The following is a 25,345-nucleotide window of genomic DNA, read 5'->3' as shown; positions in this document are numbered from 1 at the left end:
CGACTGCGACCATCGGCCGATGCAGATGTTCACGTCCTCGGTCCGTCCCATCCCCGTCGATCAGGTCGAGGCGTTCGACCACGACGTCGACGTCCTCGTCGTCGGCTTCGGCTGTGCCGGAGCGTCGGCGGCGCTGGAAGCCGACGCCGCCGGCGCGCAGGTGGTGATTCTCGAACAGCGCAGCGGCGGCGGTGGATCGTCTGCACTGTCGGGTGGGGAGATGTATCTCGGCGGCGGGACGTCTGTGCAGCGAGCATGCGGTTTCGACGACTCGGCATCCGCTATGGAGGCTTTTCTGCTCGCCGCGCTCGGGCCGGACTGTGACCCCGAGAAGGTGCGTCTCTACTGCGAGAACAGCGTTGCTCACTTCGATTGGCTCGTCGATCAGGGCGTGCCGTTCAAGGATTCGCTGTGGCCGACTCCGACCTGGGTCCCGCCCACGGACGACGGCCTGATGTGGATGGGGGAGAAGGCGTTTCCGTTCGCGGACCTGGCGGTACCGGCGCCGCGTGGTCATCGGGTCACCGCTGACGGATTCGGCGGCAAGGTGTTGATGGACGTGCTCTGCCGCCGAGTCTCCGAGTCGACTGTCGATGTGCACGTCGACACCGTCGCTCTACGTCTTGTCGTCGACGGAGACCAGGTCGTCGGCGTGGTCGCACGACACTTCGACACGACGGTGACCTATCGCGTGCGCGGTGGGGTGGTCATCACGACAGGTGGGTTCGCCGACAACAAGGCGATGCTCGCCGAACACGCGCCTGCGCTCGTCGGCCTGCCGGTCAACAGCGACGGAGGCGACGACGGTCGGGGCATCGCACTCGCTCAGGCCGCAGGCGGGGCAGTCCGTCACATGTCTGCGGGCCAAGTCGGCATCTCGTTGATTCCGGGCATGGCGGTCCGGGGCATGGTGGTCGACGATCGTGGCAGGCGATTCATCAACGAGGACGTGTACCCGGGCTTGATCGGGCAGGCTGCACTGTTCAAACACGGACTGCGCGTCTGGGTGATCCTCGACGAGGAGGCCTTCGAGGCGGTGCCCGAAGTGGAGCGATGGGGTGTGCGTCCACACCATGTGGCGGAGACGCTCGCCGAACTGGAAGCCGAGATCGGCATGCCCGACGGGTCGCTCGTGTCGACCGTCGGCGAGTACAACCGACACGCGGAGAACGGTGACGACCCGTACTTCCACAAGGCTCCCGAATGGGTCAGGCCTTTGCGATCTCCGTTCGCTGCGATCGACGTGAGGCGCGGCATCGTGCCCCCGGAGCACGGTGGAAGCTCCGGAGGGGCTGAGGTCTTCACCATCGGCGGCCTCCGGACATCAACGGAAGGCGAGGTGTTCGACCTCGACGGACGACCGATCCCGGGACTGTACGGTGCAGGCCGCGCGACGTCGGGCCTGCATTCGTGGGGATACATCAGCGGTACGTCCTTGGGAGACGGAACGTTCTTCGGACGGCGTGCGGGTATCGCGGCCGCGCGCAGATCCAGTACGTCGGCGGAATAGTCGGCGGCTCGCAGCTGTTAGATTCAGGCATGGCAACGATTGATCTGACAGGCTCCGACTTCGAGCAGACCATCATCGACAACAAGATTGTTCTGGTCGACTTCTGGGCAGAGTGGTGCGGCCCCTGCAAGCAGTTCGCGCCGACGTACAGCGCGGTGTCGGAGAAGTTCGACGACATCGTGTTCGCGAAGGTCGACACCGAGGCAGAACAGCAGCTCGCCGCCGCAGCCAGCATTCGCTCGATCCCGACGATCATGGCGTTCAAGGACGGCCACCTCGTGTACAACGAAGCCGGAGCACTGCCTCCGCAGGCCCTCGAGTCGCTGATCGGCCAGATCCAGGAACTCGACGTGGAGAAGGCGATCCGGGAGAGCGGACAGGCACAATAGCGCCGGTTACATCGTTCGGATGAGGGACGCAGCACCGCTGCGGTGGGGCGCAGACCTTACGATGATGGGCATGCGCATGCTGTCACGAGTCGTCGTCCCCGCCGTCGCACTCGCCACCGCCGCGGTGCTCGCCGGATGCACAGTCGACGGTTCGCCGCAGCGCGGGCCAGTGGACCTTGATCTCGGCAAGTACGGATCGATGCAGGCGGCGACGCTGCCGTCCGCCACGACGGACGGTCAGTGGGCAAAGCTGCGTGCTGTGCGCCTCGCCGATCACATCGTCTTCCCCGTCGACATCGACGCCGGCATGACGGACATAAAGATGCCGACCATGCCGATCGTGGTTCCGAAGAATCTGGGTCTGGTGATGTCGGAAATGGTGGACCTGCCCGTGATGGAACGCTTCCAGTACGGGTTCAGCATGGCGGCAGGGAACGGCCCCAACGACTTCGGCGTCAATCACGTCGTCATGCGGTTCGCCGACGATCGGTCGGCAGGAGACGCCGTCACACAGATCGGCGGCGTTGCAGCGAAGCCGAAGGACTACTACAAGCCGGGCGGTGGGCGCGTCGATGTCGCCGGCATGCCGCCGGGCAGCGTTGTGGTCCACAATGTCGGCTCCGGCAACAAGCACGTGTTCGTCGCGGTGTCGCAGTCCGGCCCATACGTCGTCTACACGTGGGCCGACTCGCCGGACCGCGCGTGGGGAGAACGGGCGATCGTCACAGCATTCGACAAGCAGAAGTCGCTGCTGGACGCGATTGGACCGGAGAACCCGGACCGTAACCCCGACCCGACCGGACTGATCCGTGGCACCATCCGGGTGCCTTCCGATGAGCAGACCGTCTCGACGCAGATCGTGTTCGGTCAGCGTGGCGCCGCACTTCTCTACGGCAACGGCCCGGAAGCATACAGCGAGCTGAAGAAGGCAGGCATCACTGCTGCCGCGCTCAATCAGACTCAGGCGTACCGGGCGGCCGGCGCGGCTCAAGCGGAGGGCTGGCGCGACTACCTGATCAAGGGCTTCGGAGACGACACCTCACGCAAGGCCGCCAGCCCCCGCGACCTGTCGTCGGCCAAGTGCTTCCAGAAAGACGATCGAGTCGGCTGTTTCATCGCCGTCGGCGACTACGTCGGCGAAGCGTACGGGAAAGAACTCATCGACACCCAGCAGCAGATCTCGGCCGTCTACACGTTCTTGAAGGCGATGTGACTCGCTCGAGTCGCGTGCAGTTCTCGATCGCGGCGATCCGGCTCTAAGCTCGCCCCATGCGTAGTCGGGTGAGTCGATCGATCGGTGCCACCGTGGCTCTGGTCGCCGCGGCGTCAATGACGGCGTGCGCGGTGGACGGTTCGCCCGTCCGCGCGCCGTCAGCGTTGGACGTCGGCGTATATGGAGCGCTGCGCGAGTCGGCTCTTCCCGATGCGACAACCGACGCCGCATGGGCACGGCTGCGCGCCGTCCGCCTCGCGGACCACATCGTATTTCCGATCGACGTGGAGCCGGAGCTGACCAGAGTCAAATTCCCGACGATGCCGATCGTCGCTGAGACCAACCTGACCTTCGTCATCGACGGTGCAGACTCAGTACCCGAGCTCATGGCGATGCGACACGGCTACACCGTGGCCGCCGACGATCAGGCATCCGACATCGGCCTCAATCACACTGTGCTCGCATTCGCCGGCGATCGTGCCGCTGACGCAGCCGCGACTGCGCTTGCGGCGCTCGAATCCCGAAAGGATCAGGGCCGTCAAGGTGAGGGGCGTCTCCGCGTGGACGGGATGCCGGACTCGAGCGTCGTCGATCATGTTCGTGTCGGCGGGAGCAACCGAGTCACTGGAATCACGGTTGCCGGCGCGTACATCGTCGTCACTCGGGCGCGTGCGCCCGAGCAGGAGCACGCGGAGCGAATTGTCGCCCGCGCATACACCGAGCAGGCGAAGCTCATCTCCGGAGTCGGACCCGAGGACACCGACCGCAACCCCGACCCGACCGGACTTATTCGGGGAACTGTCGCGATCCTGGACAAGGATCGGATGATCTACGACCGGGTGGTCCGCGGACGACGCGCAGAGGCACTCCATCACTCGAACGGACCGCGCGCTCTCGCCGCGATGACCACAGCAGGCATCACCAGCTCTGCGACGAACAGAACTCGGGCGCACCTCGCCGCGAGTCCCCGGCAGGCACAGGGATTCCGCGACTACGTCACCGCCGCGTTCGACAGCGGAGGAGCCAAGAGGGCCGATAGTCCGAGAGACCTGTCGACGGCATCCTGCTTCGTGAGCGGAGGGACGCGATTCTCCTGTGTGGTGGCAGTGGGGCGATACGTCGGCGAGGCTTCCGGCGGCACCCTGCTGAGTGCCCAACAGCAGATATCGGCTGCCTACACCTTCCTTTCGCAGATGTGACGGATCGAGTGTGCCGCGACCCGCAGTCGTAAGGGGACGGGGAGACGGCGGTAGACCGACCACATCGCCCGCAGGACGCCCGCCGCATCGTCGCGTGCCGAGAGGTACCCGCGCTGCACGCGCGGATCGAGCTGGAAGAAGGCGTCGAAGAACATGATGAGTTCCTCGGCGGTGAGTCGCAGAAGAACGCCGAGGCCCAACCGGCGCAGGCGGAAGGCCAGTCGGGCTCGACCCGTCCACAGCGCGCGGTGTGGGTCCCTGCCGGCGACGATGGCGTCGACGAGGACGTCTGCCGCAGCGAGTGATTGCGCGACGCTGTACCCGGTTGCCGGATTCATCAGCCCGCCTGCCGCGCCGAATCTGAGCGCATCGCCCGCTCTGAGCCGCCACGGCCTCGACGAGACGAGCATCGGGAAGTCGACGTGCTCGTCGATCCGGGATGTTCCGCCACGGTCTATGTTCCGCACCGCGAGGTCGACGACCGGGACTGGCGGCAGTCCGGCCAGGCAAGTCTCCTCGACGAGTCGGCGACCGTCGCCGAGCGGAACCCGATAACTGAACGACGGCCCGCCGTTGCCACCGACAGGCCGCCAGTCCATGAGCACGACGTCCCGCTCAGACGAGTCGATGACCGCGCCCACCGCCGTCTGACGGGGCAGCCGGGAGCGGTCGACATGTCCCGTTCCGCGGGCGTCGACGACATGTCGCGCTCGGACGACGCTGCCGTCGTCGCAGACGATCGCCGTCGCCGATACCGTCCGGGCGCGTGCAGCTGTGACTGTTGCGCCTTCGATGGACAACAACTGCTGGAGCCGCACCGAATCCAGAACGACATAGCCGCGGTCGATCACCCTGCAGTCGGGCGTGTAGACCGTGAACGACGACGCTGATGCCACGATCGCCTCTGAATCCAGCCACGGAGGACAGTCGTCGTCGTACATGCCATATGTCGCGGTCCATCGCTTCGTCGGCGCAGGATCGACGAGGCTTACTCGCAGACCGGCGGCGAGTGCACGGTGGGCGAGCGCCCGACCGGCCGGGCCGGCTCCGACAACAGCCAGGTCGGCCGGTCGGCCGACGGTCACATACCTCCGGTCGCCAGCAGGCCGCCGTCGACGCGGAGCGTCTCGCCGGTGATCCAGGCGGCGTCGTCGCCGACCAGGAAGGCGACGGCGGCGGCGATGTCCTCGGGCGTGCCGAGTCGCTTCATCGGGTACGGCGCCGCGGCGGCGTCCTCGCCTGCCGCGAGGAGTCCCGCTGCGAACTTCGTCTTGACGATGCCGGGTGCGATGGCGTTGACCCGGATGGCCGGTCCGAGCTGCCATGCGAGCTCCTCGGTGAGCCGGATCAGCGCGGCCTTGGACGCGCCGTATGCGGCGATGACGCCGGTCGATCGCAGACCGGCGACGGACGCGATGTTCACAACGGCTCCACCGCTGTCGGCCATCCCCGCGCGATGCGCCTCCTGGATGTACCCGAGCGCAGCGACGACGTTCGTGTCGAGCAGCTTGCGGAAGCCGTCGAGGTCGGCCTGCATGAGGTCGCCGAACACCGGGTTGATGCCGGTGTTGTTGACGAGGATGTCTATGCCGCCGTTGGCGACGGCAGCGGCAACGGCCTCGGCGCGATGTGCGGCGTCTCCGGTGTTGCCTGCGACGGTGCCGACCACTGCGTTCGGCACGGCGGCGCGGATCGTGTCGGCGGCTTCGGCGAGGGTGTCGGCCTTGCGCCCGGTGATGATCACCGCCGAGCCGCGGCGGGCGAGTTCGGTTGCGACGGCCAACCCGATGCCGCGGCTACCGCCGGTCACCAGAGCCGAACGGCCGGTCAGGTCAGTCGATGACGTCGAGTTCGAAGTAGTCATGTCAGTCACGGTATGCGACGAGCGAGTCGCCGGCGACGCGGTCCGGTCGAGTAGGCTCCGCTCGTGCAACACGCTGGGGGAGGGGCTCCGATGAAGGCGACGGTGCGCCCCGACCGCGACGATCATCACCATGCGCTGCGAGTCCTCGCCGGTCTGCTCGTCCCGATGTCGGTTCTGCTGCTGATCGGCCGGCCAGAACTACTGGTCTACGCGGTGTTCGGATCGTTCGCCGGCATGTACGGACGTCGTGTGTCCGGACGTCCGAGGATCGTGAGGCAAGTGCAGGCAGCGGGTCTGCTCACCGTCGGGGTCGCGATCGGGGTAACGCTCGCCCACGTCGGGGCGCCCGTCTGGGTCCTGGTGATCGTGGAGACCGTGTACGCGCTCGTCTGTTCGCTCGCAGCCGACGTGGCACGGCTGCGGCCCGCAGGGCCGTTCTTCTTCATCTTCGCGCTCGGCGCCACCGCGACCGTCCCACCGGACCTCGTGGCTCCGCCGCTGGCTGTCGCGATCTGTGGCGCCACCGCAGTGCTCGCCGTGGGAATCGGGATGATCGGGTTCCCTCATCCGCTCGACGGAAAGCCGTGGCTCACCGGTATGCGATGGTTGCTGCGCACTCCGCCGTCTGGGGTGCGTGTGCACGCGGTCCGGTATGCGCTCGCCGTAGGCGTCGCGGGCACGATCGGGACGGTCCTCGGCTTCGACCACGCCAACTGGGCGATGGCGGCGGCGGCCGTCCCGCTCGCAGCGATCGATGGGACGCGGCCGGGCGATGCGACAACCCGCGCGGTACTTGTCCGCGCAGGTCATCGAACTCTGGGAACGTTCGCCGGGCTGCTGATCGCCGCCGTGTTGCTGGCGTTCGAACCGGGCGCTGCAGTGGTGGTCGCCGTCGCCGTGCTCCTGCTCTGGCCGACGGAACTGTTCATGAGCCGTCACTACGCTGTTGCGATCGGCTTCTTCACCCCGCTGATCATGTTGATGACAGAGCTCACCGCACCTGCGCCACCCCTGGAGATGCTGACGCTGCGAGGAGTGGACACGCTGATCGGAGTCGCTGTGGGCGTCGCTGTCGCCGTGATGATTCCCGCCGGGACGGGCCGACGGAAGGCCACCGGCCGCGACTGATGCGTCTCGGGTCACACACGGTGGCGTTTCGCTGCAAAGGATTGGCCCTGCGACCATCGCAATCCGTACGATGGACCCTCGTGATCACCGCGACCGACCTGGAAGTTCGAGCGGGCGCGAGGACCCTCCTGTCGGCGCCCGGAGACCAACTGCGCATTCAGCCCGGAGACCGAATCGGCCTCGTCGGTCGAAACGGCGCAGGCAAGACGACGTCGTTGCGCATCCTCGCAGGCGAGACGCAGCCGTATGCGGGTGAGATCCGCACATCGGGACCGGTCGGCTATCTCCCGCAGGATCCGAAGGAAGGCGACCTCGACGTCCTCGCGAAGGACCGCGTGCTCTCGGCGCGTGGCCTCGACGAGATTCTGGCGTCGATGGCCAAGCAGCAGACGCTGATGGAAGAGGCCGCCGACGACAAGATCCGCGACCGCGCGATCAGCAAGTACGCCCGCCTCGAAGAGCGCTTCTCGGCGCTCGGCGGGTACGAGGCGGAGAGCGACGCGGCTCGTATCTGCAGCAGCCTGGGACTGCCGGATCGGGTCCTCGAACAGCCGCTCCGCACGCTGTCAGGCGGTCAGCGTCGTCGTGTCGAACTCGCACGAATCCTGTTCGCAGCGTCCGACGGTTCGGGCAAGTCCGATATGACACTCCTGCTCGACGAGCCGACCAACCACCTCGACGCCGACTCCATCGCGTGGCTGCGGACGTTCCTGCAGAATCACGACGGCGGACTCGTCGTGATCAGTCACGACGTCGACCTGCTGGCCGACGTCGTGAACCGTGTCTGGTTCCTCGACGCGGTCCGCGGTGAGGCCGACGTCTACAACATGGGCTGGAAGCGGTATCTCGACGCGCGTGCCACCGACGAACAGCGTCGCAAGCGCGAACGGGCGAACGCGGAGAAGAAGGCCGGAGCGCTTCGTGTGCAGGCCGCGAAGCTCGGGGCCAAGGCGACCAAGGCGACCGCGGCACAGCAGATGCTCAAACGCGCCGAACGCATGATGGACGAGCTCGACGAGGTGCGCGTCGCCGACAAGACTGCGCACATCCGTTTCCCGGAACCCGCGCCGTGCGGAAAGACTCCGCTCATGGCGTCGAACCTCACGAAGGTCTACGGATCGCTGGAGATCTTCACCGGCGTCGATCTGGCCATCGACAAGGGCAGCCGCGTGGTTATCCTCGGACTCAACGGCGCAGGCAAGACGACATTGTTGAAACTGCTCGCCGGGGTGGAGAAGCCGGATCTCGGTGGCCTCGAACCCGGCCGCGGGCTCAAAGTGGGCTACTTCGCGCAGGAGCACGACACGCTCGACGACAACGCGACCGTCTGGGAGAACATCCGACACGCCGCGCCCGACGCGGGGGAGCAGGACCTGCGAGGGCTCCTCGGCGCGTTCATGTTCACCGGCCCTCAACTCGAGCAGCCTGCGGGCACCCTCTCGGGCGGTGAGAAGACCCGCCTCGCTCTCGCCGGGCTGGTGTCGTCGGCGGCGAACGTGCTGCTGCTCGACGAGCCGACCAACAACCTCGATCCGATCTCGCGCGAACAGGTCCTCGAGGCGCTGCGGAGCTACACAGGGGCCGTTGTACTGGTGACCCACGACCCCGGTGCGGCGGAGGCTCTTGAACCGCAGCGGGTGATCCTGCTGCCGGACGGCACCGAGGATCACTGGTCCGACGAGTATCAGGAACTCATCGAACTCGCCTGATCACGACGTCCGTCCGGTCGGGATCGATCGGATCGGAATCCGCGGACCCGGGGCGGGGACGACCGTCTGGGTGCCGAGCGGAACCAGGACGAACCCGAACGACGTGTTCGATCCGGCCGTCACGAGTCCGGTCGCGTACGCGTGACCGTCGAAGCGGTAGCCGGCAGGCGCGGACACAGCGGTGACCCCCACGCGGCCCGAGGCGACAGTGATCGTCGCCGGAGTGGTCAGCTGGAAGTCGAAACCCGCGGAGTCGGACACCTGCACCACTGCTCCCGGGAGGGGTCTGTCGGTCCCGGCTTCGCGTGAGGACACGGTGACGGTGCCGGTCCCCACCGGTGTGGTCGTCTCACTGCTGGTGGATGTGGACGAACCGGTCGGGGCCGTCGAACTCGGGTCGGCGGTGGAACTCGAGGTCGGTGGACTCGACGACGTGGTCGTCGTCGCAGTCGATGACTCGTCAGCGGCGGAAGGCCCCGGGGCAGCGACCGCCACGAGCCCGACGATTGCGGCGAGCGCGCAAGCGGAACCGAACGCGCGGCGACGGATGGTGATCATGATGAACCTCTGTTCTCCCCGACAGTCGGTCCCCGACGTAGTGATTCCTCGGGCCGCCCGTCACGTGGGCGACGCGAACGCGATGATGTTGTCGCGATATCCGAGCGGTGGCCCGACGAACGGTCCGCCGCATGTCACCAATGCGAGCGTCTCCGGACCGGTCTGACGGTTCAGCTCGTCGTAGGGCACGGCGTCGGCGCCGGTCCCGTGCTTCTGCGCGTCGATCACCGAGGTCACGCGATAGTCGACTCTCTTCTGCGATGCGGTCACCAGGGTGACGGTGTCGCCCGCGCTCAGATCGGCGAACCGTGCGGCATATCCCTCGCCCTGAGCGATGTCGTCGACGTGCCCGGCGACCACGATGGTCCCGGCACCCGATCCGGGGAGGGACGAGTCGACCCACCACCCGAGCCGCCCGATGTCCGTCGGCGGCAGGAGGGTTCCCTCGGCGTCGGTCGCGACGGGATCGGTCGGCGCGCTGTCGCCGTCGATCTCGAGGCCGACGGGCGTCGAGGGATGCTCGGACTCGGCGGTCACAGGCGGCCGTAGGCTCTGTTGCGCCGGTGTCGACGCGGGGGAGACCTCCTGCTCCGTGCATCCAGCCATCAGCGCCACCGAGGCGGCGAGCGCAACGGCGATCAGACTGGCGCGGTGTCCGGGCATCGTTCCTCCTCTCGCATGGGATATGTCGGGGATCGAGTGACGTCGGTTACCGTCGGGGTCGTTCACCTGAATGATGGACACTCACTCGCCACGGCCGGTCGGAACGGATCTCACGGGAACTCGGTGGGTGGGATCGCGGACCACACGGTAATGCGTCGGAAGGTCGTACACGGTCACCGTGGCAGTCCTGCCGTTCGCGACGGTCGTCCGCCGCGTGTCGGCCTCGTCGACGAACCCCGTCGGTGTTCCGGTTTCGGTCACCGAATAGCATCCCGCGGGCAGCCCGGCCAGGGGAGCGATGCCGTCGGCTCCGGTGAACACAGTGTCCATGAAGTCTCCGGTGCACGTCTCGACGGTGAACGCAGCCCCGCGCAGCGGCGCCCCGGTCACCCGGTTCCGAGCAACCGCGTTGATCGATCCGCCGCCGACCGGTTTGCGGCGGAGTTGGAATGTGAACGAGCTGATTTTTCCCGGTTCGACTAGTCCGGATCGGAACAGGCTGCCTTCGTAGCGGTATCCGCCGGGTGCATCGGACGCGGTGATCGTGACCTCACCTGCGGGAACGGTGATGCTGCTAGGCGTGACGATCGTGCGTCGCCCGTTTCGGTCGGTGACGTAGAGGGCCGCACCACGCACGGGTTGGCCGGTGTCGGAGTCGAGCGCGAGAACCGACACGGTGCCGTCGCCGGTGGGTTCGGACGTCGGAGTGATCGTGAGTGTCGGAGCACCGCTCGGCTCTGACGGCGGCGGCGTCGGGACGGGTGCAGTCGGCTGCGTCGAGGGCAGAGTGGTCACGCCCGGTGCGGTCGACGGTGTCAGACGTGGTCTGCGCGGCGTGCTGCTGTTGCCGGGCGTGGTGGTCTGAGGGGTCGGCTGCGCGGTTCCGGTGTGCGGTGTGGCCGACGGCGTTCCGAGGTGAGGTGGTGTGAACGTGCGGGGAACCGGCGGTCGCGGAATCGGAACGGGCCAGGTCGAGTCGGCGGCCGCCGGCGAGGCGCCGACCAGGAGCGCGATCGACACGACTGCGCCGACGGAGCCTGCTGCGACGCGGCGTCGCTCGCGCGGCGTGCGTCGTCGATCCATCGATGCTCCCCCTGTGCTCCCACGATCCCGTCGTCTGAACGTACTACATCACAGGAGGATAACGATGGCTCAGTGAAATGTGGCGGCCAAGAAGTCGAGCTGATGGGTGATGGTCGCCTCGAACCAGTCGCGCCCGGCGAAGACGTCGAAGTGGTCGCACGGATAGTGCCGGACCTGTGCTTTTCCGGCGAACGCGGCCTTCGCTGCGGCGTGCGGTGGGGCGGCCTTGTCGAAATCGGCTATCTGAACGAGCATCGGCGCACGAACGGACGACGCCGACTTGTGGGCGCGGTACCGTCCGAGTTCCGAACCGATCGACGCGTCGACCTCGTTGCGCCAACTCGGACCGGCGATCGCCTCGTACGCCTCCTGGTATCCGTCGACGGTGAGTGCGGCGAGTGAACCGGGCGGACCGACGAGGGGAATCGTCGAGGGTTCGCCGCCGAAGCGCTGCCGCACACTGCTGATCACGCCGGTGGCAGTCGACCGCGCCAACGTTCCAGGCGAGTGCAACGGCAGTGCGTGGCGCGCCGCCGCCATGCCGCTCACCATCGGGACGACCGCCAACACCGCGCCGACGTCATCCCGACCGACGGCGGCCTGCAGGACGTGTCCACCCGCCAGGGAGACGCCCCACAGGACGATCCGTGACGGATCCACACCCGGCAGTTCCGCGGCCGCCCGGCAGGCCGCGCGGTAGTCGTCGACCTGCCCGCTCAGCGACACCTTCTGCCGAGGGGAGCCCTCGGACTCGCCGAAACCTCGGTAGTCGAATGCGAACACCGGATAGCCGTTCTCCGCGAAACGCCGAGCGAAGGGCACCAGGCCGGCGTCGACGGTGCCGCCGAGTCCGTGCGCCATCACGATGACCGGCTCCGGCGTTGTGCCCTCGACGGGGAAGAACCAGCCCGAGCACCGTGTGCCGGACGAATCGAACCAGACCTGCGTCGGATCGGTCACGATGCGGCTCCTCGCTGAGCGTCGGCCCATGCGACGGGGCCGTCCTGTGCCGCTCGGCGGGCGCCTGCGGGCAGTTCCTTCACTCGCATGTCGTGCTCGTACAGGAAGTAGTCCAGTTGCTGGGTGTGACGCGGACGGTCGAGCATGTGCCCGGTGTACTTTCGCGTGTCCTCTTCGATCACCCGCCGCATCTCGCCGGGCGACGGGGGACGATACCTGCCGACGGCGTACGCGCCGACGAGCCTCGCCTGCGCCTCCACGAAGGGGAACAGAGTCGGCGTGGCCTGTGCGAAGCCGACGAAGACCAGATCATCGATCCCTGGATACAACATGCGCTTGTACAGGTCGATCCGATTGTCGGGAGCACTGATGAACTCGGTGTCGAAGAACGGGAACGTGATGTTGTATCCGGTCGCGTAGACGAGGATGTCGACGTCGTCGACGCTGGTTCCGTCCGCGAAGTGCACACTGGTGCCGTCGAGCCCTTCGATGTTCGGCTTCGGGATCACATCACCCGATCCCAACCTCAGCGGGAGTTCCACCGATTGGGTGGGGTGTGCCTCGAAGAATTTGTGATTGGGAGTCGGCAGACCCAGATTCTCCGGTCGACCGGACATCAGCGGCTGCCCCAACTGCGCGATCTTTCGCTGCCAGGCCGTGGGGATGTAGGGATTGGTCTTGTAGAACTTGTCGGCGGGCTGCCCTGCGACGTACTTCGGGACGATCCACGCGCCGGATCTGGTGGACAGGTACAGCTCGGTGTCGAGGGCCTTCGAGGAGAGCTCCACTGCGATGTCGGCAGCGCTGTTCCCCAGGCCGACGACGATGATCTTCTTCCCGGCGAAGTCGTGCGGCGTGCTCGGGTCGATGTACTGGTGGGCGTGCATCTCGATGCCGTCGAATGAACCGGGGAAGTCGGGCCACCGGGGATCCCAGTGGTGGCCGTTGGCCACGACGAGGAGATCGAACCGGCGAGTCTGCCCTCGCTGAGTGGTCAGTTCCCATCCGCCGTCGGGCAGTCGTGCGGCGTGGGTGACTCCGTTCTCGAACTCGATCGTCGAGTGCAGCCCGAATGCCGACGCGTAGTCGTCCAAGTACTGCTTGATCTGTGTGTGGTGCGGAAAGTCCGGGTAGGAGTCGGGCATCGGGAAGTCGCGGAACGACAACTGGTGCTTCGACGTGTCGATGTGCAGGGATCGGTATGCGCTCGAATGCCCGTTGGGATTGCCGAACGCCCAGTTGCCGCCGATCCGGTCGGACGACTCGAACACCGTGTGTGGAACGCCGTAATCGGTGAGCATCTTGGACGAGGTCAGTCCGCTGATGCCCGCACCGATCACGGCGGTCGTGGGGTTGGTCATGGGCCGCAGTGTACAGAGTTCTGGACAGCTGTCCACGATTTCCGAACGGCCCGGCGCACGACGTCAGACGCCGAGCACACGCTTGCGCAGGTCGCCCTTCACGAGCTTGCCCGTGGGCGTCCTCGGTAGTTCGTCGATGAAGGCGATGCTGCGCGGCACCTTGAACGCGGCGAGTTCTGCCCTTGCGAAATCCGTGAGCTCCTGAGCGAGTTCGTCAGACGGTGCGACACCGTCCATGAGCTGGACGAACCCTGCGGCGACTTCGCCGAGGTCGTCGTCGGGAAGCCCGATCACGCCGACGTCGTACACCGCGGGATGGTTGATCAGGACGTTCTCGGCCTCCTGCGGATAGATGTTGACACCGCCGGAGATGATCATGAACGCTTTCCGATCCGTGAGATAGAGGAACCCGTCCTCATCGACGTAGCCGAGATCGCCGGTCGTGGCCCAGTTGGGGTGGTCGGGGTGTTGTGCGGCGGCAGTCTTCGCAGGATCGTTGTGGTAGGCGAACGGCATCTCCTCCCGTTCGAAGTAGACCGTGCCCACCTCGCCCGTCGGCAGGTCGACGCCGTCGTCACCGCAGACGTGGATCACGCCGAGAACACCGCGGCCGACCGAACCGGGGCGCTCGAGAGCGTCCTGCGACCCGATCAACGTGACACCGGCGGCCTCGGTGGCCGCGTAGTACTCGTTGATGATCGGACCCCACCAGGCGATCATCGCCTTCTTCACCTCGGCCGGGCACGGTGCGGCCGCGTGGATCGCGACCTGCAGGCTCGACACGTCGTAGGAGGCACGGACCTCCTCGGGCAGCTTGAGCATGCGCACGAACATGGTCGGCACCCACTGGCTGTGCGTCACCCGGTACTCCTGGATGAGGGCCAGAGACGCTTCGGGCTCGAAGCGGTCCATCAGGATGACCGTGCCGCCGAGTGCATTCACCATCGCGCAGTACCGCAGCGGTGCGGCGTGGTACACCGGGGCGGGCGAGAGGTACACCGTGTCGGTTCCGAATCCGTAGACCGGTCCGAAGACCTGCGAGATCAGATCGAAAGATGCGTCGACTTGAGTGCCGGGAAGGTTCGGCTTGATGCCCTTGGGTCGACCGGTGGTGCCGGACGAGTAGAGCATGTCCGCGCCGCGCGGCTGGTCGGCGAGCGGTTCGGCCGATGACGCGGCGAGGACCTCGTCGTAGTCCATGAAGCCGGTGATGGATCCGCCCCAGGCGACCCGTCGTTCGGGCGCGGACAGGACAGCGATCTCATGCGCGAGCGCGACGGCGTCTGCCACGTTCGCCGACGCGAACACGATCTTCGCGTCACAGTCGTCGAGGATGTAGTTCACCTCCGGCGCCGTCAGGTGATGGTTGACAACCGTGACGTAGAACCCGCTGCGGATCGCGGCCCAGTACACGTCGAACACCCGCAGATCGTTGTCGGTCACCACAGCGACGGTGTCGCCGACTTGCAACCCGAGATCGCGGAGATGGTTGGCGATCCGCGTGGAATTGTCGGTCAGCTGTGCATACGTGACAGTCTCACCGGTACTCGGGCGGTTCACCGCAGGCTTGTCGGGGGTGGTCGTGACGTAGCTGCCTGGATACACGTGGCGCTCCTCATAGTGGGGGTGAATCCGACAGTAACCGAGCGCTCGGTCGTTCGACGTGCCTTCGTCCGAGCCGCCTGCTCTCTCGCCTACGATCAGCGAATGATCGAACCGACCGAGCCTGCGTCGTCCCAGCTCGTCGGCGACCGGTATCGCCTGGTGGAGCGGATCGGCCGCGGCGGCATGGGGGAGGTCTGGCTCGCGCGTGACGAGCTCCTCGACCGTGACGTGGCGGCCAAACGCATCCTGACCGTCGGTGCCGACACCGACCAGGGATCGACCCGCAGGCGCAGGGCGATTCGTGAGGCCAGAGCAGCGGCCCGGCTCACCCACCCGCACGCGGTGGCGATGTTCGACGTGGTGGTCGCCGACGATCCGTGGCTCGTGATGGAGTACTTCCCGTCGGTCAGCGTGGCCGACGTCCTCCGCCGCAGCGGAACGATGTCGCCCGCGGAGGCGGCACGGATCGCGGCGGATGTCGCCGGTGCGCTCGTCGAGGCGCATCGTCGGGGCGTCGTCCACCGCGACGTGAAGCCTGGGAACATCCTGATCTCGACGGGGTCGAGCGGGTACGGGACGGTGAAGGTCGCTGATTTCGGAATAGCTCGATCGGCGGGGGACCCGTCGATCACGCGGAGCGGAATCGTCACGGGTACGCCCGCCTACTTCGCGCCCGAGGTGGCCCGCGGCGCTGAAGCGACGACGGCGTCCGATGTGTACTCTTTGGGCGCCGCGCTGTACACGATGATCGAGGGGCGACCGCCGCACGGCGACGACGACAACGTCATCGCGACGCTTTTCCAGATCGCGAACACCGAGCTTCGCCCGATGACCGCCGACACGGATCTGACGCAGGTAGTCGTCCGACTCATGACCCGGGACGTCGAATCACGCCCGTCCATGTCGGAGGCGCGCGACCTTCTTGCCGACTGGGTGACGCGGTCGACCGGATCGGTGGACCTCGGACTCCTCGGCGGCGTCGCCGACGTCGTCGCCGAACTCTCATCGGCCCCGCCGACGCTGATGCCGACGTCGTCGACCCCGTCGTCACCCGTACGGCGAACCCGCAACGTGCCCGCAGAACTGACGTCGTTCATCGGCCGGGAACAGGAACTCGCCGACCTCGCAGCCATGATGGCGACCAGCCGGGCGGTCACGATCACCGGACCCGGCGGGGTGGGGAAGACGCGCCTCGCACAGCGAGTCGCCTCGACGAGGGCCGACGCGGATGGTCCCTGGTTCGTCGAGTTCGATCGTGTCCGCGATGCCGCGGGCGTTGCTGACGCGCTGGTGTCCGTCCTGGGCATCACGACCGCCGGCGGTGTCGCCGCGGTTGTCGAACACCTCGGCTACCGCTCCTGCCTGCTCGTCTTCGACAACTGCGAGCACCTCGTCGACACCATCGCCGACACTGCGCACCAGATCCTTCAGGCGTGCCCGCAGGTGACGATCGTGGTGACGAGCCGCACCGCGTTGGGCGTTCCGGGAGAGCGGAGGTACGCACTCGCGCCACCGTCGGACGGCACCGAACTGTTTCTGGCGCGGAGCCCTCAAGCTGTGGGTCCGGAAGACCTGGACGACGTGCGGCGTCTGTGCGAGGCAGTCGATCACCTTCCGCTCGCCATCGAACTGGCCGCGGCGCGCACGAGGATCCTGTCCGTTCGGCAAGTTCTGACCAGCATCGGAGACAATCTCGCGGTGCTCGGGTCACACGACAGCGAACGGCGTTCGAGGCGAACCAGTTTGATCACAGTGATCGACGACTCGTTTCAAGCGCTGCGCGAATCGCGTCGGTCGTTGCTGATCGACCTGTCGGTGTTCGTGGGGAGCTTCGACGTCGATGCGGTCGCCGCCGTCACCGGTCGCGATTTCGGGCTGGTCGACGACCTCGCGGGTCTGGTGGACGAGTCACTCGTCGCGGTGGTCGGGGGAGATCCCCGTCGGTATCGGCTGCTCGACACGGTCCGCACGTTCGCGTCCGGGCATCTGGACGCCGCGCGACGAACCGACTTGGTGGATCGCCGCAGACGGTGGGCCGTCGCACTCGCCGCCGACGCCTTCGACGGACTCCGCGGTCCCCATTCGGTCGCGTGGATGACGCGTGTCGACGCCGAGATGCCGAACATCCGCGCGGCGCTCGACGACGCGTCGCCGGTCGACTCGGTCGAGTATGCACGGATCGTCGGTGGCCTGTACTGGATCTGGTACCGCAAGGGAAGGATCGACGAAGGCAGCAGGCTCCTTGATCCCGTGTTGGCCGAATCCGTCTCGTCGGTGTCGGATTCCGACCTGGTCCGATGCGTGGTCGGTCGAGCGCTGCTTGCCTACCTGGCCGGGGACGTCGACGTCATCGCCGGTTGCGGGGATCGCCTTCGGGCGATCGCTCACCGGCTGGGACCCGATCCAGCACCGGGACAGGCACGGCGCGCCGCGGCCGAGTCGGCCGCGATGTTGGCGTTCATGGCGGCAGGCATGGGGACCCCGAATGAGACACGCGAATGGGCGGTGCGGGCCCGAGGATTCGCGATGTCGGAAGGCCTCGCGTGGACGGCTGCCGAGACCGAGATCGCCTTCGCCGGCACCGCGTCCCGCATCGGCGACGTAGCCGCGGTCGGGCGGCACCTGGAAGCGATGAGGTCCACCGCGCAGGAGCACGGATTCGACTGGCTGCACGCGTCCGCGCTGTGGCTGACGGCCAAGCACACGATTCGGACGACCGGCGACACCGCCGGGTCACGTCGCCTGTTGACCACGATGATCGCGATCTGCGAGCGAGGGGCGGACCTGACGTCGTGGATGGTCGGCGTCGTCACCCTCGCGTACGTCGAGTTCGTGGAGGGTGATCACGAGCGGGCCGCACTGCTCCTCGGGGTGACGGCCCGGCGCAGTGATGAGTCGGGGTTCTTTCCCGAGCGGCTCGACCCCATCGACATGGCGGAGTTCGTCACGGACATGAGATCGACCATCGCCGCCGACACACTCGGGCGGGGTGTCGACACCGGACGAGCGCTCAACCGCGCCGGTGTCGCGTCGCTGATCGCCGACTGCGCCACGAGTCGCAGTGGACCGGTGGATCGACCAGGTCACGAGAATTATCCTGGTACGCGTGGAGATTGACGTCGATGTGCTCGGACCGCTTCGCGTGCGAGTGGACGGTGCGGTCGTATCCACCGGCGGTCCGCTGCCGCGCGCACTGCTGTGCAGGCTGATCACAGCGGCGGGGGAGACTGTCCCGGAGACGACCCTCATCGACGACCTGTGGCGCAGCGCCCCGCCGAAATCGGCCGTCTCCACGTTGCACGGTTACGTCTCGACGCTCCGCCGCGTGCTGGAGCCCGCACACGGCAGGGCACAGCCGAGTGTCCTTGTGCGCAACGGTGTGGGGTACGCGATCCCGAGGGACTCGGTGACCGTCGACAGCCGACGATTCGACGATGTCGTGACGGCCGCGCGGGCGGCAGCCGACCAACTCGACCGGCGTACCGCACTCGTCCGGTTCGACGACGCGCTTGCCTTGTGGCGAGGGCCCGCATACGCCGACGTCATCGAATGGGATTTCGCGCAGGTCGCGGCGGCCGGTCTGCACGCCAAGCGTGACGCAGTGGTCCTCGATCGGCTCGAAGTGCTGTCTGATCTCGGCGAGCACGACGACGCTGCAGTCGGCCTCCTGGCGGTCGTCGAACAGTCGCCGCTGGTCGAACGCGGATGGGAACTGTTGGCGCTCGCGGAGTACCGCGCGGGTCGGCAAGCGGCGGCGATGGCGAGTCTGCGGCGCGCCCGCACTGTGCTCGCAGACCAACTCGGGGCCGAACCGGGCCCCGGCCTGACGAATTTGTACGAGGCGATGCTGCGCCACGATCCCGACCTCCTGCCGAGGCCGGTTGTCGTCGCGCCGACCCGGAGAACGCGGTATGTGCCGGCCGAACTGACAACGTTGATCGGGCGTGACGCCGAGGTCGCGGTGGTCTCCGGTCTCATCGAGGAACACCGGATGGTGTCGGTCACCGGGCCGGGGGGAGTCGGCAAGACACGCGTCGCTCAGCGGGTGGCAGGGGTGTCCGGACACCGCGACGGTGCGTGGTTCGTCGAACTCGCGGGTGTGCACGATGCTGTCGGGATCAGCGATGCGATGGTCAACGTTCTCGGCCTCACGGCGCAAGGTGGAGTCGACATGCTCGGCACGATGCTGCGCGACCGCAGCTGCCTCGTGGTCCTCGACAACTGCGAGCATCTCGCGGGCGCGGTCGCCGACGTCGCCGAGAGGTTGCTCAGGGCGTGCCCCGACCTGAGAATCCTGACCACGAGCCGAGTTGCGCTCGGCGCCGCCGGCGAGTGGATCCACCCGCTGAGTCCGCTGGCCGACGGCACCGACCTGTTCTGCGAACGCAGTGCAGAACCGGTGCGCGACGTCGACCGAGACGACGTCCGGCGACTGTGTGCAGCGTTGGACAATCTTCCCCTTGCACTGGAACTGGCGGCCGCACACACGAGCGTCCTGTCTGTGCGTCAGCTCCTCGACCGTCTGGACGACCGCTTCGCGTTGCTCGAAGCCCGGTCGGCGCGGTCCGTCGGCCGACACCTGAGCATGCGGATGGTGATCGACGCCTCGTACGCCGCACTGACCCCGTCGCAGCAAACCCTGATGCAGGACCTCGCGATCTTCGAAGGAGGTTTCGACTTCGACGCCGCGGGCGCCGTGTCGAAGCGAGGGGCCGACGTTCTGCCGGATCTCGCTGCTCTCGTCGACGCGTCACTGGTCACGGTCGTCGGTGGGGATCCGCGCCGATATCAGATGCTCGAGGTGTTGCGCGAGTATGCGATCGGAGAATGGTCACCGGAGCGCCGCGCCGACCTGGTGGCGGCGCACATCGGGTGGGCTGAGGCGGTCGCCGCGGCGGCGTATCCCGGACTGCGCGGACCTGACTGCATCACCTGGATGCGCCGGATCGAGGCGGAACTCCCGAACATGCGCGCTGCTCTGGCGAACTGCGTCGACACCGACCTGACCACCTATCTGCAGATCGTCGGCGACCTTCACTGGTTCTGGTTCCGTCGTGGACTCATCGACGAAGGGAGCCGTCTGCTGGCGCCGGTGGTGAGCGATGCTGCAGCGTCGGCGCCGGTTGAGCGGCGAGTCCGCGTCCTCTCCGGCCGCAACCTCGTCGCGTACCTCGCGGGTGACGGCGAAACGATCTTCGACTCCCTGCAGCGACTGCAAGCTCTCCTTGTGGAGATCGGTGACGATCCGATCGACCCGGCCGATCGTGGCGCCGCTGCCGAGGCCGCGACGATGCTCGCGTTCTTCTTCGCCGGAGCCGGTGCGATCGCCGAGTCCGCACAGTTCGCGGCCGTGTCTCGGCGTCATGTCGGCGACGACGGCGACAGCGAGGCGCGCGGGGAACTCGAACTCGCCGTCGGCACGGCGGGTTTGAGATCCGCTGATCTCGACTCCGCAGAGATCCACCTGGGTGAGGCCATCCGGATCGCCGACGTGAACGGCTACGACTGGCTCCTCGCATCGGCGTGTTGGATCCTCGCGAAGAGCCGGATCGCAGGGGACGACCTGATCGGGTCCAAGCCGCTGCTCGGACGGATGGTCGAAGCCTGCGAGCGTTCCTACGATCTGACGTCGTGGATGGTCGGAGTCGCGACGCTTGCGTACGTCGCCTACCGGTCGGACGACACGGAGACAGCTGCCCGATTGACGGGTGTCGTTCGTCGTCGGACGGATCTGACCGGCTACGACCCGGAACGCATGGATCCGATCGACCTCGCCAGGTACGGCGCGGAAATTCGCGACGGCATCGCCTCTGACGTGTACGAACACGGTCTCGAGGAAGGTCTCCACGCCGACCGCGGAGCTGTCACAGCACTGATCGCGGGGACCGTCGCCCTCGATTGAGCCGCGGGTTCAAGCTGATTCCAATTGTCCCGGTGCATCCTGTCGACACTCAATCGACACGGCGCTCCCCGGCGCCAGGACCGAAGGAATCACCCCATGACATCGATCGGCGACCCCATCGCAATTCCTGGATCAGAACAGGCCGAACGTCTCGATAGCGCTCCACTGGAAGCCGTCGCGCTCCCGACGGTGCGAGCCGTCGGCATCGCACTCGCCGTGAGCGCTCCGATCTGGGCGGTGGTGATCGTCCTGTACGGCGACGTCGTCGAATTCGGGTGGCGCACCCTGCTGGGCGGCGTCACCGCCCTGGCGTTCCAGTCGGCGATCGTCGGCCTTCTGCGCATTGAGGAACAGGCACGCGCCATGACCCGCCCGGGATCCCCGGGAAGGATCGCGACCATCGGCTTCCGCATCGAATACGCGCTGATGGCGGGTGCGATGGTCTCGACGGTGCTCGACAGCTTCGCACTGATTCAAGGCAGCGTCGTCTGGGCGGTCTTCGACGCATGCTGGCCGCTGTCCATGCTGGGCATGGTGATCATCGGGGCCCGTGTCGCGATCGTCGGCCGCTGGCAGGGCGCCCTGCGGTGGCAGACGCTGTTCGCGCAGAGCTGGTTCGTGTGGGGCATTCCGGCGATGGCGTTCGGAACCGTCGGGACCGTCGTCATGATCTCGCAGGTCGTCCTCGGATACGGCGTCCTCGGTGGCCTGCTCGCCGCGAAACCGGGAGCGACGACGTCGGCCGTCTGACCCGCAAACGACACTGCCGCCGATCGTGACCACATACTGGTCACGATCGGCGGCAGACGTCGTACCGGCGTCAGACGGCCGGTTTGCGCACCGACGCTTCGACGAGGTCCAAGACCGCATGCAGGTCGTCCGTGGACTGCCCCGATGCGAGTCTCGTGACGATGCCGTCGAGGATCACGTCGAGGTAGGTGACGAGGACTTCGGGTTCCACATCGTTGCGGAGACTGCCCGCCTGGCGTTTGCGCTCCAGACGCGCGAGTGTCGCCGCTTCGCGGTCGGCCGCCTGAGACTCCCACGCCTTCCGGAAACCGGGATCGCTCCGAATCTTGCGGACGATCTCCAGTCGGGTGCTCAGCCAGTCGAAGTCCTTGGGGCGCGCGAGAATGTCGCGCATCACTTGGACCAGGCCCTGTCGTGCCGCGACGTCGGCCATCCGGTCGGCGTCCTCCCTCGCGAGCGCGAGGAACAACGCCTCCTTGTCCTTGAAGTGGTGGAAGATCGCACCCCGGGACAACCCGGTGGTCTCTTCCATCCGCTTCACGGTGGCGCCTTCGTAGCCGTACTGCGCGAAACAGTGCCGCGCGCCGTCGAGAATCTCCCGACGACGCGCGGCGAGCCGGTCATCGCTGACCCGTGGCATTGATCAGCTCTTGATCATGTTCCGCAGGACGTACTGCAGGATGCCGCCGTTGCGGTAGTAGTCGGCTTCACCGGGCGTGTCGATGCGGACGACCGCGTCGAACTCGACCTTCTCGCCGTTCTCCTTGGTCGCGGTGACCTGAACGGTCTTCGGGGTGACGCCCTCGTTCAGCTTCTCGATGCCGACGAAGTCGAACGTCTCCGTGCCGTCGAGACCGAGGGTCTTCGCCGACTCGCCAGCCGGGAACTGCAGCGGGACGACACCCATGCCGATGAGGTTCGAACGGTGGATGCGCTCGAACGACTCGGTGATGACGACCTTCACACCCAGCAGGACGGTGCCCTTGGCGGCCCAGTCACGCGAGCTGCCCGAGCCGTACTCCTTGCCACCGAGGACGACCAGCGGGATGCCGGCTTCCTTGTAGTTGACCGACGCGTCGTAGATGAACGACTGCGGGCCGCCCTCCTGCGTGAAGTCGCGGGTGTAGCCGCCCGAGACGCCGTCGAGCAGCTGGTTCTGCAGACGGATGTTCGCGAACGTTCCGCGGATCATCACCTCGTGGTTGCCACGACGGCTGCCGAGCGAGTTGTAGTCCTTGCGGGCCACACCGTTGGCGTCGAGGTACTGCGCAGCGGGGGTGCCGGGCTTGATCGGGCCTGCCGGGCTGATGTGGTCGGTGGTGACCGAGTCGCCGAGCAGGGCGAGGACGCGGGCGCCCTTGATGTCGCTGACCGAAGTGGTCTCGAGCGTCATGCCGTCGAAGTACGGCGCCTTGCGGACGTACGTCGACTTCTCGTCCCACGCGAAGGTGTCGCCCTCGGGAGTGCTCAGACCCTGCCAACGCTCGTCACCGGCGAACACGTCCTGGTACGACTTGCGGAACATGTCCTGGTTGATCGCCGACTTGATGGTGTCGTCGATCTCCTGGGCGGACGGCCAGATGTCCTTCAGGAAGACGTCGTTGCCGTCGGTGTCCTGGCCGAGGGCCTGCGACTCGAAGTCGAAGTCCATGGTGCCGGCGAGGGCGTACGCGATGACCAGCGGCGGCGAGGCCAGGTAGTTCATCTTGACGTCGGGGGAGATGCGGCCCTCGAAGTTGCGGTTGCCCGAGAGGACGGCGGTGACGGTCAGGTCGTTGTCGTTGACAGCGGCGCTGATCTCCTCCGGCAGCGGGCCGGTGTTGCCGATGCACGTGGTGCAACCGTAACCGCCGAGGTGGAAGCCGAGCTTCTCCAGGTACGGCCAGAGGCCTGCCTTCTCGTAGTAGTCGGTGACGACCTGCGAGCCGGGAGCCATGTTGGTCTTGACCCACGGCTTGGAGACGAGGCCCTTCTCGACCGCGTTGCGGGCGAGGAGGCCTGCGCCGATCATGACCGACGGGTTCGAGGTGTTGGTGCACGAGGTGATGCCGGCGACCGCGACGGCGCCGTGGTCGAGCACGAACTCGCCGCGATCGGCGGTGGTGACCTTGATCGGCTTGCTCGGACGGCCCTCGCAGCCGTTGGCGGCCGACTGGACGTTCACTGCACCGTCGTCGGCGAAGGAGAGCGCGGCCGGGTCGGACGCCGGGAACGACTCTTCGACGGCCTCGTCGAGCTGCGTGTGGGCCGGGGTGTTGCCCTCTTCCACGTAGTTGTGGATGTCCTTGCGGAACGCGACCTTCGACTCGCTCAGCAGGATCCGGTCCTGCGGGCGCTTCGGGCCCGCGATCGACGGGACGACGGTGCCGAGGTCCAGCTCGAGGTACTCGGAGTACTGAGCTTCGTTGTCGACGTCGTGCCACATGCCCTGTTCCTTGGCGTAGGCCTCGACGAGAGCCAGCTGCTCGTCGTCGCGACCGGTCAGGCGCAGGTAGTTGATGGTCTCACCGTCGATCGGGAAGATCGCACAGGTCGAACCGAACTCGGGGCTCATGTTGCCCAGGGTGGCGCGGTTGGCAAGCGGCACCTCGGCGACGCCCTTGCCGTAGAACTCGACGAACTTGCCGACGACACCGTGCTGACGAAGCATGTCGGTGACCGTCAGGACGACGTCGGTCGCCGTCACGCCCGGCTTGATCTCACCGGTCAGCTTGAAGCCGACGACGCGGGGGATCAGCATGGAGACCGGCTGTCCGAGCATCGCTGCCTCGGCCTCGATGCCGCCGACGCCCCATCCGAGGACGCCCAGACCGTTCTCCATGGTGGTGTGCGAGTCGGTGCCGACACAGGTGTCGGGGTACGCCTGACCGTTGCGCACCATGATCGAGCGCGCGAGGTACTCGATGTTGACCTGGTGGACGATGCCGGTGCCCGGGGGGACGACCTTGAAGTCGTCGAACGCGCCCTGGCCCCAGCGGAGGAACTGGTAGCGCTCACCGTTGCGCTGGTACTCGAGTTCCACGTTGCGCTCGAAGGCGTCCGCGGTGCCGAACACGTCGAGGATCACCGAGTGGTCGATGACCATCTCGGCGGGCGACAGCGGGTTGACCTTGTTCGGGTCGCCGCCGAGAGCGGCGACGGCCTCACGCATGGTGGCGAGGTCGACCACACAGGGCACACCGGTGAAGTCCTGCATGAGGACACGCGCGGGGGTGAACTGGATCTCGATGCTCGGGTCGGCCGACGGGTCCCAGTTCGCGAGGGCGTTCACGTGCTCGCTGGTGATGTTGGCGCCGTCTTCGGTGCGCAGGAGGTTCTCGGCGAGGACCTTCAGTGCATAGGGCAGCTTCTCGGTGCCGGGCACGGCGTTGAGGCGGAAGATCTCGTACGAGTTCTCACCGACCTCGAGGGTGCCGCGGGCGCCGAACGAATTGATACTCACGTGTGCTCC

General features: G+C 66.9%; 19 protein-coding genes. 9 read left to right on the top strand and 10 right to left on the bottom strand.

Annotated elements, in window-relative coordinates; translation table 11 throughout:
• The first annotated feature begins 25 nt into the window (after window positions 1-25).
• Genes WFK36_RS08995 through WFK36_RS08980 form a run of 4 tightly spaced genes read left to right on the top strand, consistent with a single transcriptional unit; the run spans window position 26 to window position 4,311 of the window.
• Window positions 26-1,510: an FAD-dependent oxidoreductase gene (locus tag WFK36_RS08995; protein ID WP_336791920.1), complete on the top strand. Its 1,485-nt coding sequence runs from the start codon at window positions 26-28 to the stop codon at window positions 1,508-1,510.
• 29 nt (window positions 1,511-1,539) lie between these two features.
• On the top strand, window positions 1,540-1,899 hold the full coding sequence (gene trxA / locus WFK36_RS08990) for a thioredoxin (RefSeq protein ID WP_008377848.1): 360 nt from the start codon (window positions 1,540-1,542) through the stop codon (window positions 1,897-1,899).
• 19 nt (window positions 1,900-1,918) lie between these two features.
• Entirely contained in the window at window positions 1,919-3,112 is a 1,194-nt protein-coding gene (locus WFK36_RS08985; RefSeq protein ID WP_336791394.1) for a DUF7373 family lipoprotein, read from the top strand.
• Window positions 3,113-3,168: 56 nt separating this feature from the next.
• Window positions 3,169-4,311, top strand: coding sequence for a DUF7373 family lipoprotein (locus tag WFK36_RS08980; protein ID WP_336791393.1), 1,143 nt, complete (start codon window positions 3,169-3,171; stop codon window positions 4,309-4,311).
• Here WFK36_RS08980 and WFK36_RS08975 read toward each other — a convergent pair.
• Both WFK36_RS08975 and WFK36_RS08970 read right to left on the bottom strand, forming a co-directional pair.
• The gene (locus tag WFK36_RS08975) at window positions 4,287-5,396 is read right to left on the bottom strand and encodes a lycopene cyclase family protein (RefSeq protein ID WP_336791392.1); all 1,110 of its coding nucleotides are present in this window, start codon (window positions 5,394-5,396) and stop codon (window positions 4,287-4,289) included. The genes WFK36_RS08980 and WFK36_RS08975 overlap by 25 nt on opposite strands.
• Window positions 5,393-6,175, bottom strand: a complete 783-nt coding sequence (locus tag WFK36_RS08970) for an SDR family oxidoreductase (RefSeq protein ID WP_336791391.1) — start codon at window positions 6,173-6,175, stop codon at window positions 5,393-5,395. Before WFK36_RS08970 ends, WFK36_RS08975 begins: the two co-directional genes overlap by 4 nt.
• A gap of 90 nt (window positions 6,176-6,265) precedes the next feature.
• On the opposite strand from WFK36_RS08970, the gene WFK36_RS08965 reads away from it, so the two are divergent.
• Window positions 6,266-7,303, top strand: coding sequence for an FUSC family protein (locus WFK36_RS08965; RefSeq protein ID WP_336791390.1), 1,038 nt, complete (start codon window positions 6,266-6,268; stop codon window positions 7,301-7,303).
• Window positions 7,304-7,383: 80 nt separating this feature from the next.
• The gene (locus WFK36_RS08960; protein ID WP_008377842.1) at window positions 7,384-9,012 is read left to right on the top strand and encodes an ABC-F family ATP-binding cassette domain-containing protein; all 1,629 of its coding nucleotides are present in this window, start codon (window positions 7,384-7,386) and stop codon (window positions 9,010-9,012) included.
• On the opposite strand, the gene WFK36_RS08955 is transcribed toward WFK36_RS08960, so the two are convergent.
• The 6 genes from WFK36_RS08955 to WFK36_RS08930 form a co-directional block, all read right to left on the bottom strand.
• Entirely contained in the window at window positions 9,013-9,570 is a 558-nt protein-coding gene (locus WFK36_RS08955) for a hypothetical protein (protein WP_336791389.1), read from the bottom strand.
• Between the two features lie 60 nt (window positions 9,571-9,630).
• Entirely contained in the window at window positions 9,631-10,233 is a 603-nt protein-coding gene (locus WFK36_RS08950) for a class F sortase (RefSeq protein WP_336791388.1), read from the bottom strand.
• 81 nt (window positions 10,234-10,314) lie between these two features.
• The gene (locus tag WFK36_RS08945; RefSeq protein WP_336791387.1) at window positions 10,315-11,316 is read right to left on the bottom strand and encodes an MSCRAMM family protein; all 1,002 of its coding nucleotides are present in this window, start codon (window positions 11,314-11,316) and stop codon (window positions 10,315-10,317) included.
• A 69-nt stretch (window positions 11,317-11,385) separates the two neighbouring features.
• On the bottom strand, window positions 11,386-12,276 hold the full coding sequence (locus WFK36_RS08940) for an alpha/beta hydrolase (RefSeq protein ID WP_336791386.1): 891 nt from the start codon (window positions 12,274-12,276) through the stop codon (window positions 11,386-11,388).
• Window positions 12,273-13,637: a flavin-containing monooxygenase gene (locus tag WFK36_RS08935; RefSeq protein ID WP_336791385.1), complete on the bottom strand. Its 1,365-nt coding sequence runs from the start codon at window positions 13,635-13,637 to the stop codon at window positions 12,273-12,275. Before WFK36_RS08935 ends, WFK36_RS08940 begins: the two co-directional genes overlap by 4 nt.
• A gap of 63 nt (window positions 13,638-13,700) precedes the next feature.
• Window positions 13,701-15,242, bottom strand: a complete 1,542-nt coding sequence (locus WFK36_RS08930; protein ID WP_336791384.1) for an acyl-CoA synthetase — start codon at window positions 15,240-15,242, stop codon at window positions 13,701-13,703.
• A 102-nt stretch (window positions 15,243-15,344) separates the two neighbouring features.
• On the opposite strand from WFK36_RS08930, the gene WFK36_RS08925 reads away from it, so the two are divergent.
• The 3 genes from WFK36_RS08925 (at window position 15,345) to WFK36_RS08915 (ending at window position 21,894) form a co-directional block, all read left to right on the top strand.
• Entirely contained in the window at window positions 15,345-18,359 is a 3,015-nt protein-coding gene (locus WFK36_RS08925) for a protein kinase domain-containing protein (protein WP_336791383.1), read from the top strand.
• Window positions 18,349-21,144, top strand: a complete 2,796-nt coding sequence (locus WFK36_RS08920; RefSeq protein WP_336791382.1) for an ATP-binding protein — start codon at window positions 18,349-18,351, stop codon at window positions 21,142-21,144. Before WFK36_RS08925 ends, WFK36_RS08920 begins: the two co-directional genes overlap by 11 nt.
• Before the next feature lie 96 nt (window positions 21,145-21,240).
• Entirely contained in the window at window positions 21,241-21,894 is a 654-nt protein-coding gene (locus WFK36_RS08915) for a hypothetical protein (protein ID WP_336791381.1), read from the top strand.
• Window positions 21,895-21,964: 70 nt separating this feature from the next.
• On the opposite strand, the gene WFK36_RS08910 is transcribed toward WFK36_RS08915, so the two are convergent.
• Entirely contained in the window at window positions 21,965-22,534 is a 570-nt protein-coding gene (locus WFK36_RS08910) for a TetR/AcrR family transcriptional regulator (protein ID WP_008377831.1), read from the bottom strand.
• 3 nt (window positions 22,535-22,537) lie between these two features.
• Window positions 22,538-25,336, bottom strand: coding sequence for an aconitate hydratase AcnA (gene acnA, locus WFK36_RS08905; protein WP_336791380.1), 2,799 nt, complete (start codon window positions 25,334-25,336; stop codon window positions 22,538-22,540).
• Between the last annotated feature and the right edge of the window lie 9 nt (window positions 25,337-25,345).

The organism is Gordonia malaquae (assembly GCF_037148075.1).
In the GTDB taxonomy this organism is placed as follows: Bacteria; Actinomycetota; Actinomycetes; order Mycobacteriales; family Mycobacteriaceae; genus Gordonia; species Gordonia malaquae.
Note: the sequence above shows the minus strand (reverse complement) of the source record. Positions and strands in the feature narration are given on the sequence as shown.

Excerpts from the sequence above, each read along its gene's own strand:
- WFK36_RS08995 (WP_336791920.1), top strand. The coding sequence starts at position 26 with ATGTTCACGTCCTCGGTCCGTCCCATCCCCGTCGATCAGGTCGAGGCG.
- trxA (WP_008377848.1), top strand. The coding sequence starts at position 1,540 with ATGGCAACGATTGATCTGACAGGCTCCGACTTCGAGCAGACCATCATC.
- WFK36_RS08985 (WP_336791394.1), top strand. The coding sequence starts at position 1,919 with ATGAGGGACGCAGCACCGCTGCGGTGGGGCGCAGACCTTACGATGATG.
- WFK36_RS08980 (WP_336791393.1), top strand. The coding sequence starts at position 3,169 with ATGCGTAGTCGGGTGAGTCGATCGATCGGTGCCACCGTGGCTCTGGTC.
- WFK36_RS08970 (WP_336791391.1), bottom strand. The coding sequence starts at position 6,175 with ATGACTACTTCGAACTCGACGTCATCGACTGACCTGACCGGCCGTTCG.
- WFK36_RS08965 (WP_336791390.1), top strand. The coding sequence starts at position 6,266 with ATGAAGGCGACGGTGCGCCCCGACCGCGACGATCATCACCATGCGCTG.
- WFK36_RS08955 (WP_336791389.1), bottom strand. The coding sequence starts at position 9,570 with ATGATCACCATCCGTCGCCGCGCGTTCGGTTCCGCTTGCGCGCTCGCC.
- WFK36_RS08950 (WP_336791388.1), bottom strand. The coding sequence starts at position 10,233 with ATGCCCGGACACCGCGCCAGTCTGATCGCCGTTGCGCTCGCCGCCTCG.
- WFK36_RS08945 (WP_336791387.1), bottom strand. The coding sequence starts at position 11,316 with ATGGATCGACGACGCACGCCGCGCGAGCGACGCCGCGTCGCAGCAGGC.
- WFK36_RS08935 (WP_336791385.1), bottom strand. The coding sequence starts at position 13,637 with ATGACCAACCCCACGACCGCCGTGATCGGTGCGGGCATCAGCGGACTG.
- WFK36_RS08925 (WP_336791383.1), top strand. The coding sequence starts at position 15,345 with ATGATCGAACCGACCGAGCCTGCGTCGTCCCAGCTCGTCGGCGACCGG.
- WFK36_RS08915 (WP_336791381.1), top strand. The coding sequence starts at position 21,241 with ATGACATCGATCGGCGACCCCATCGCAATTCCTGGATCAGAACAGGCC.
- WFK36_RS08910 (WP_008377831.1), bottom strand. The coding sequence starts at position 22,534 with ATGCCACGGGTCAGCGATGACCGGCTCGCCGCGCGTCGTCGGGAGATT.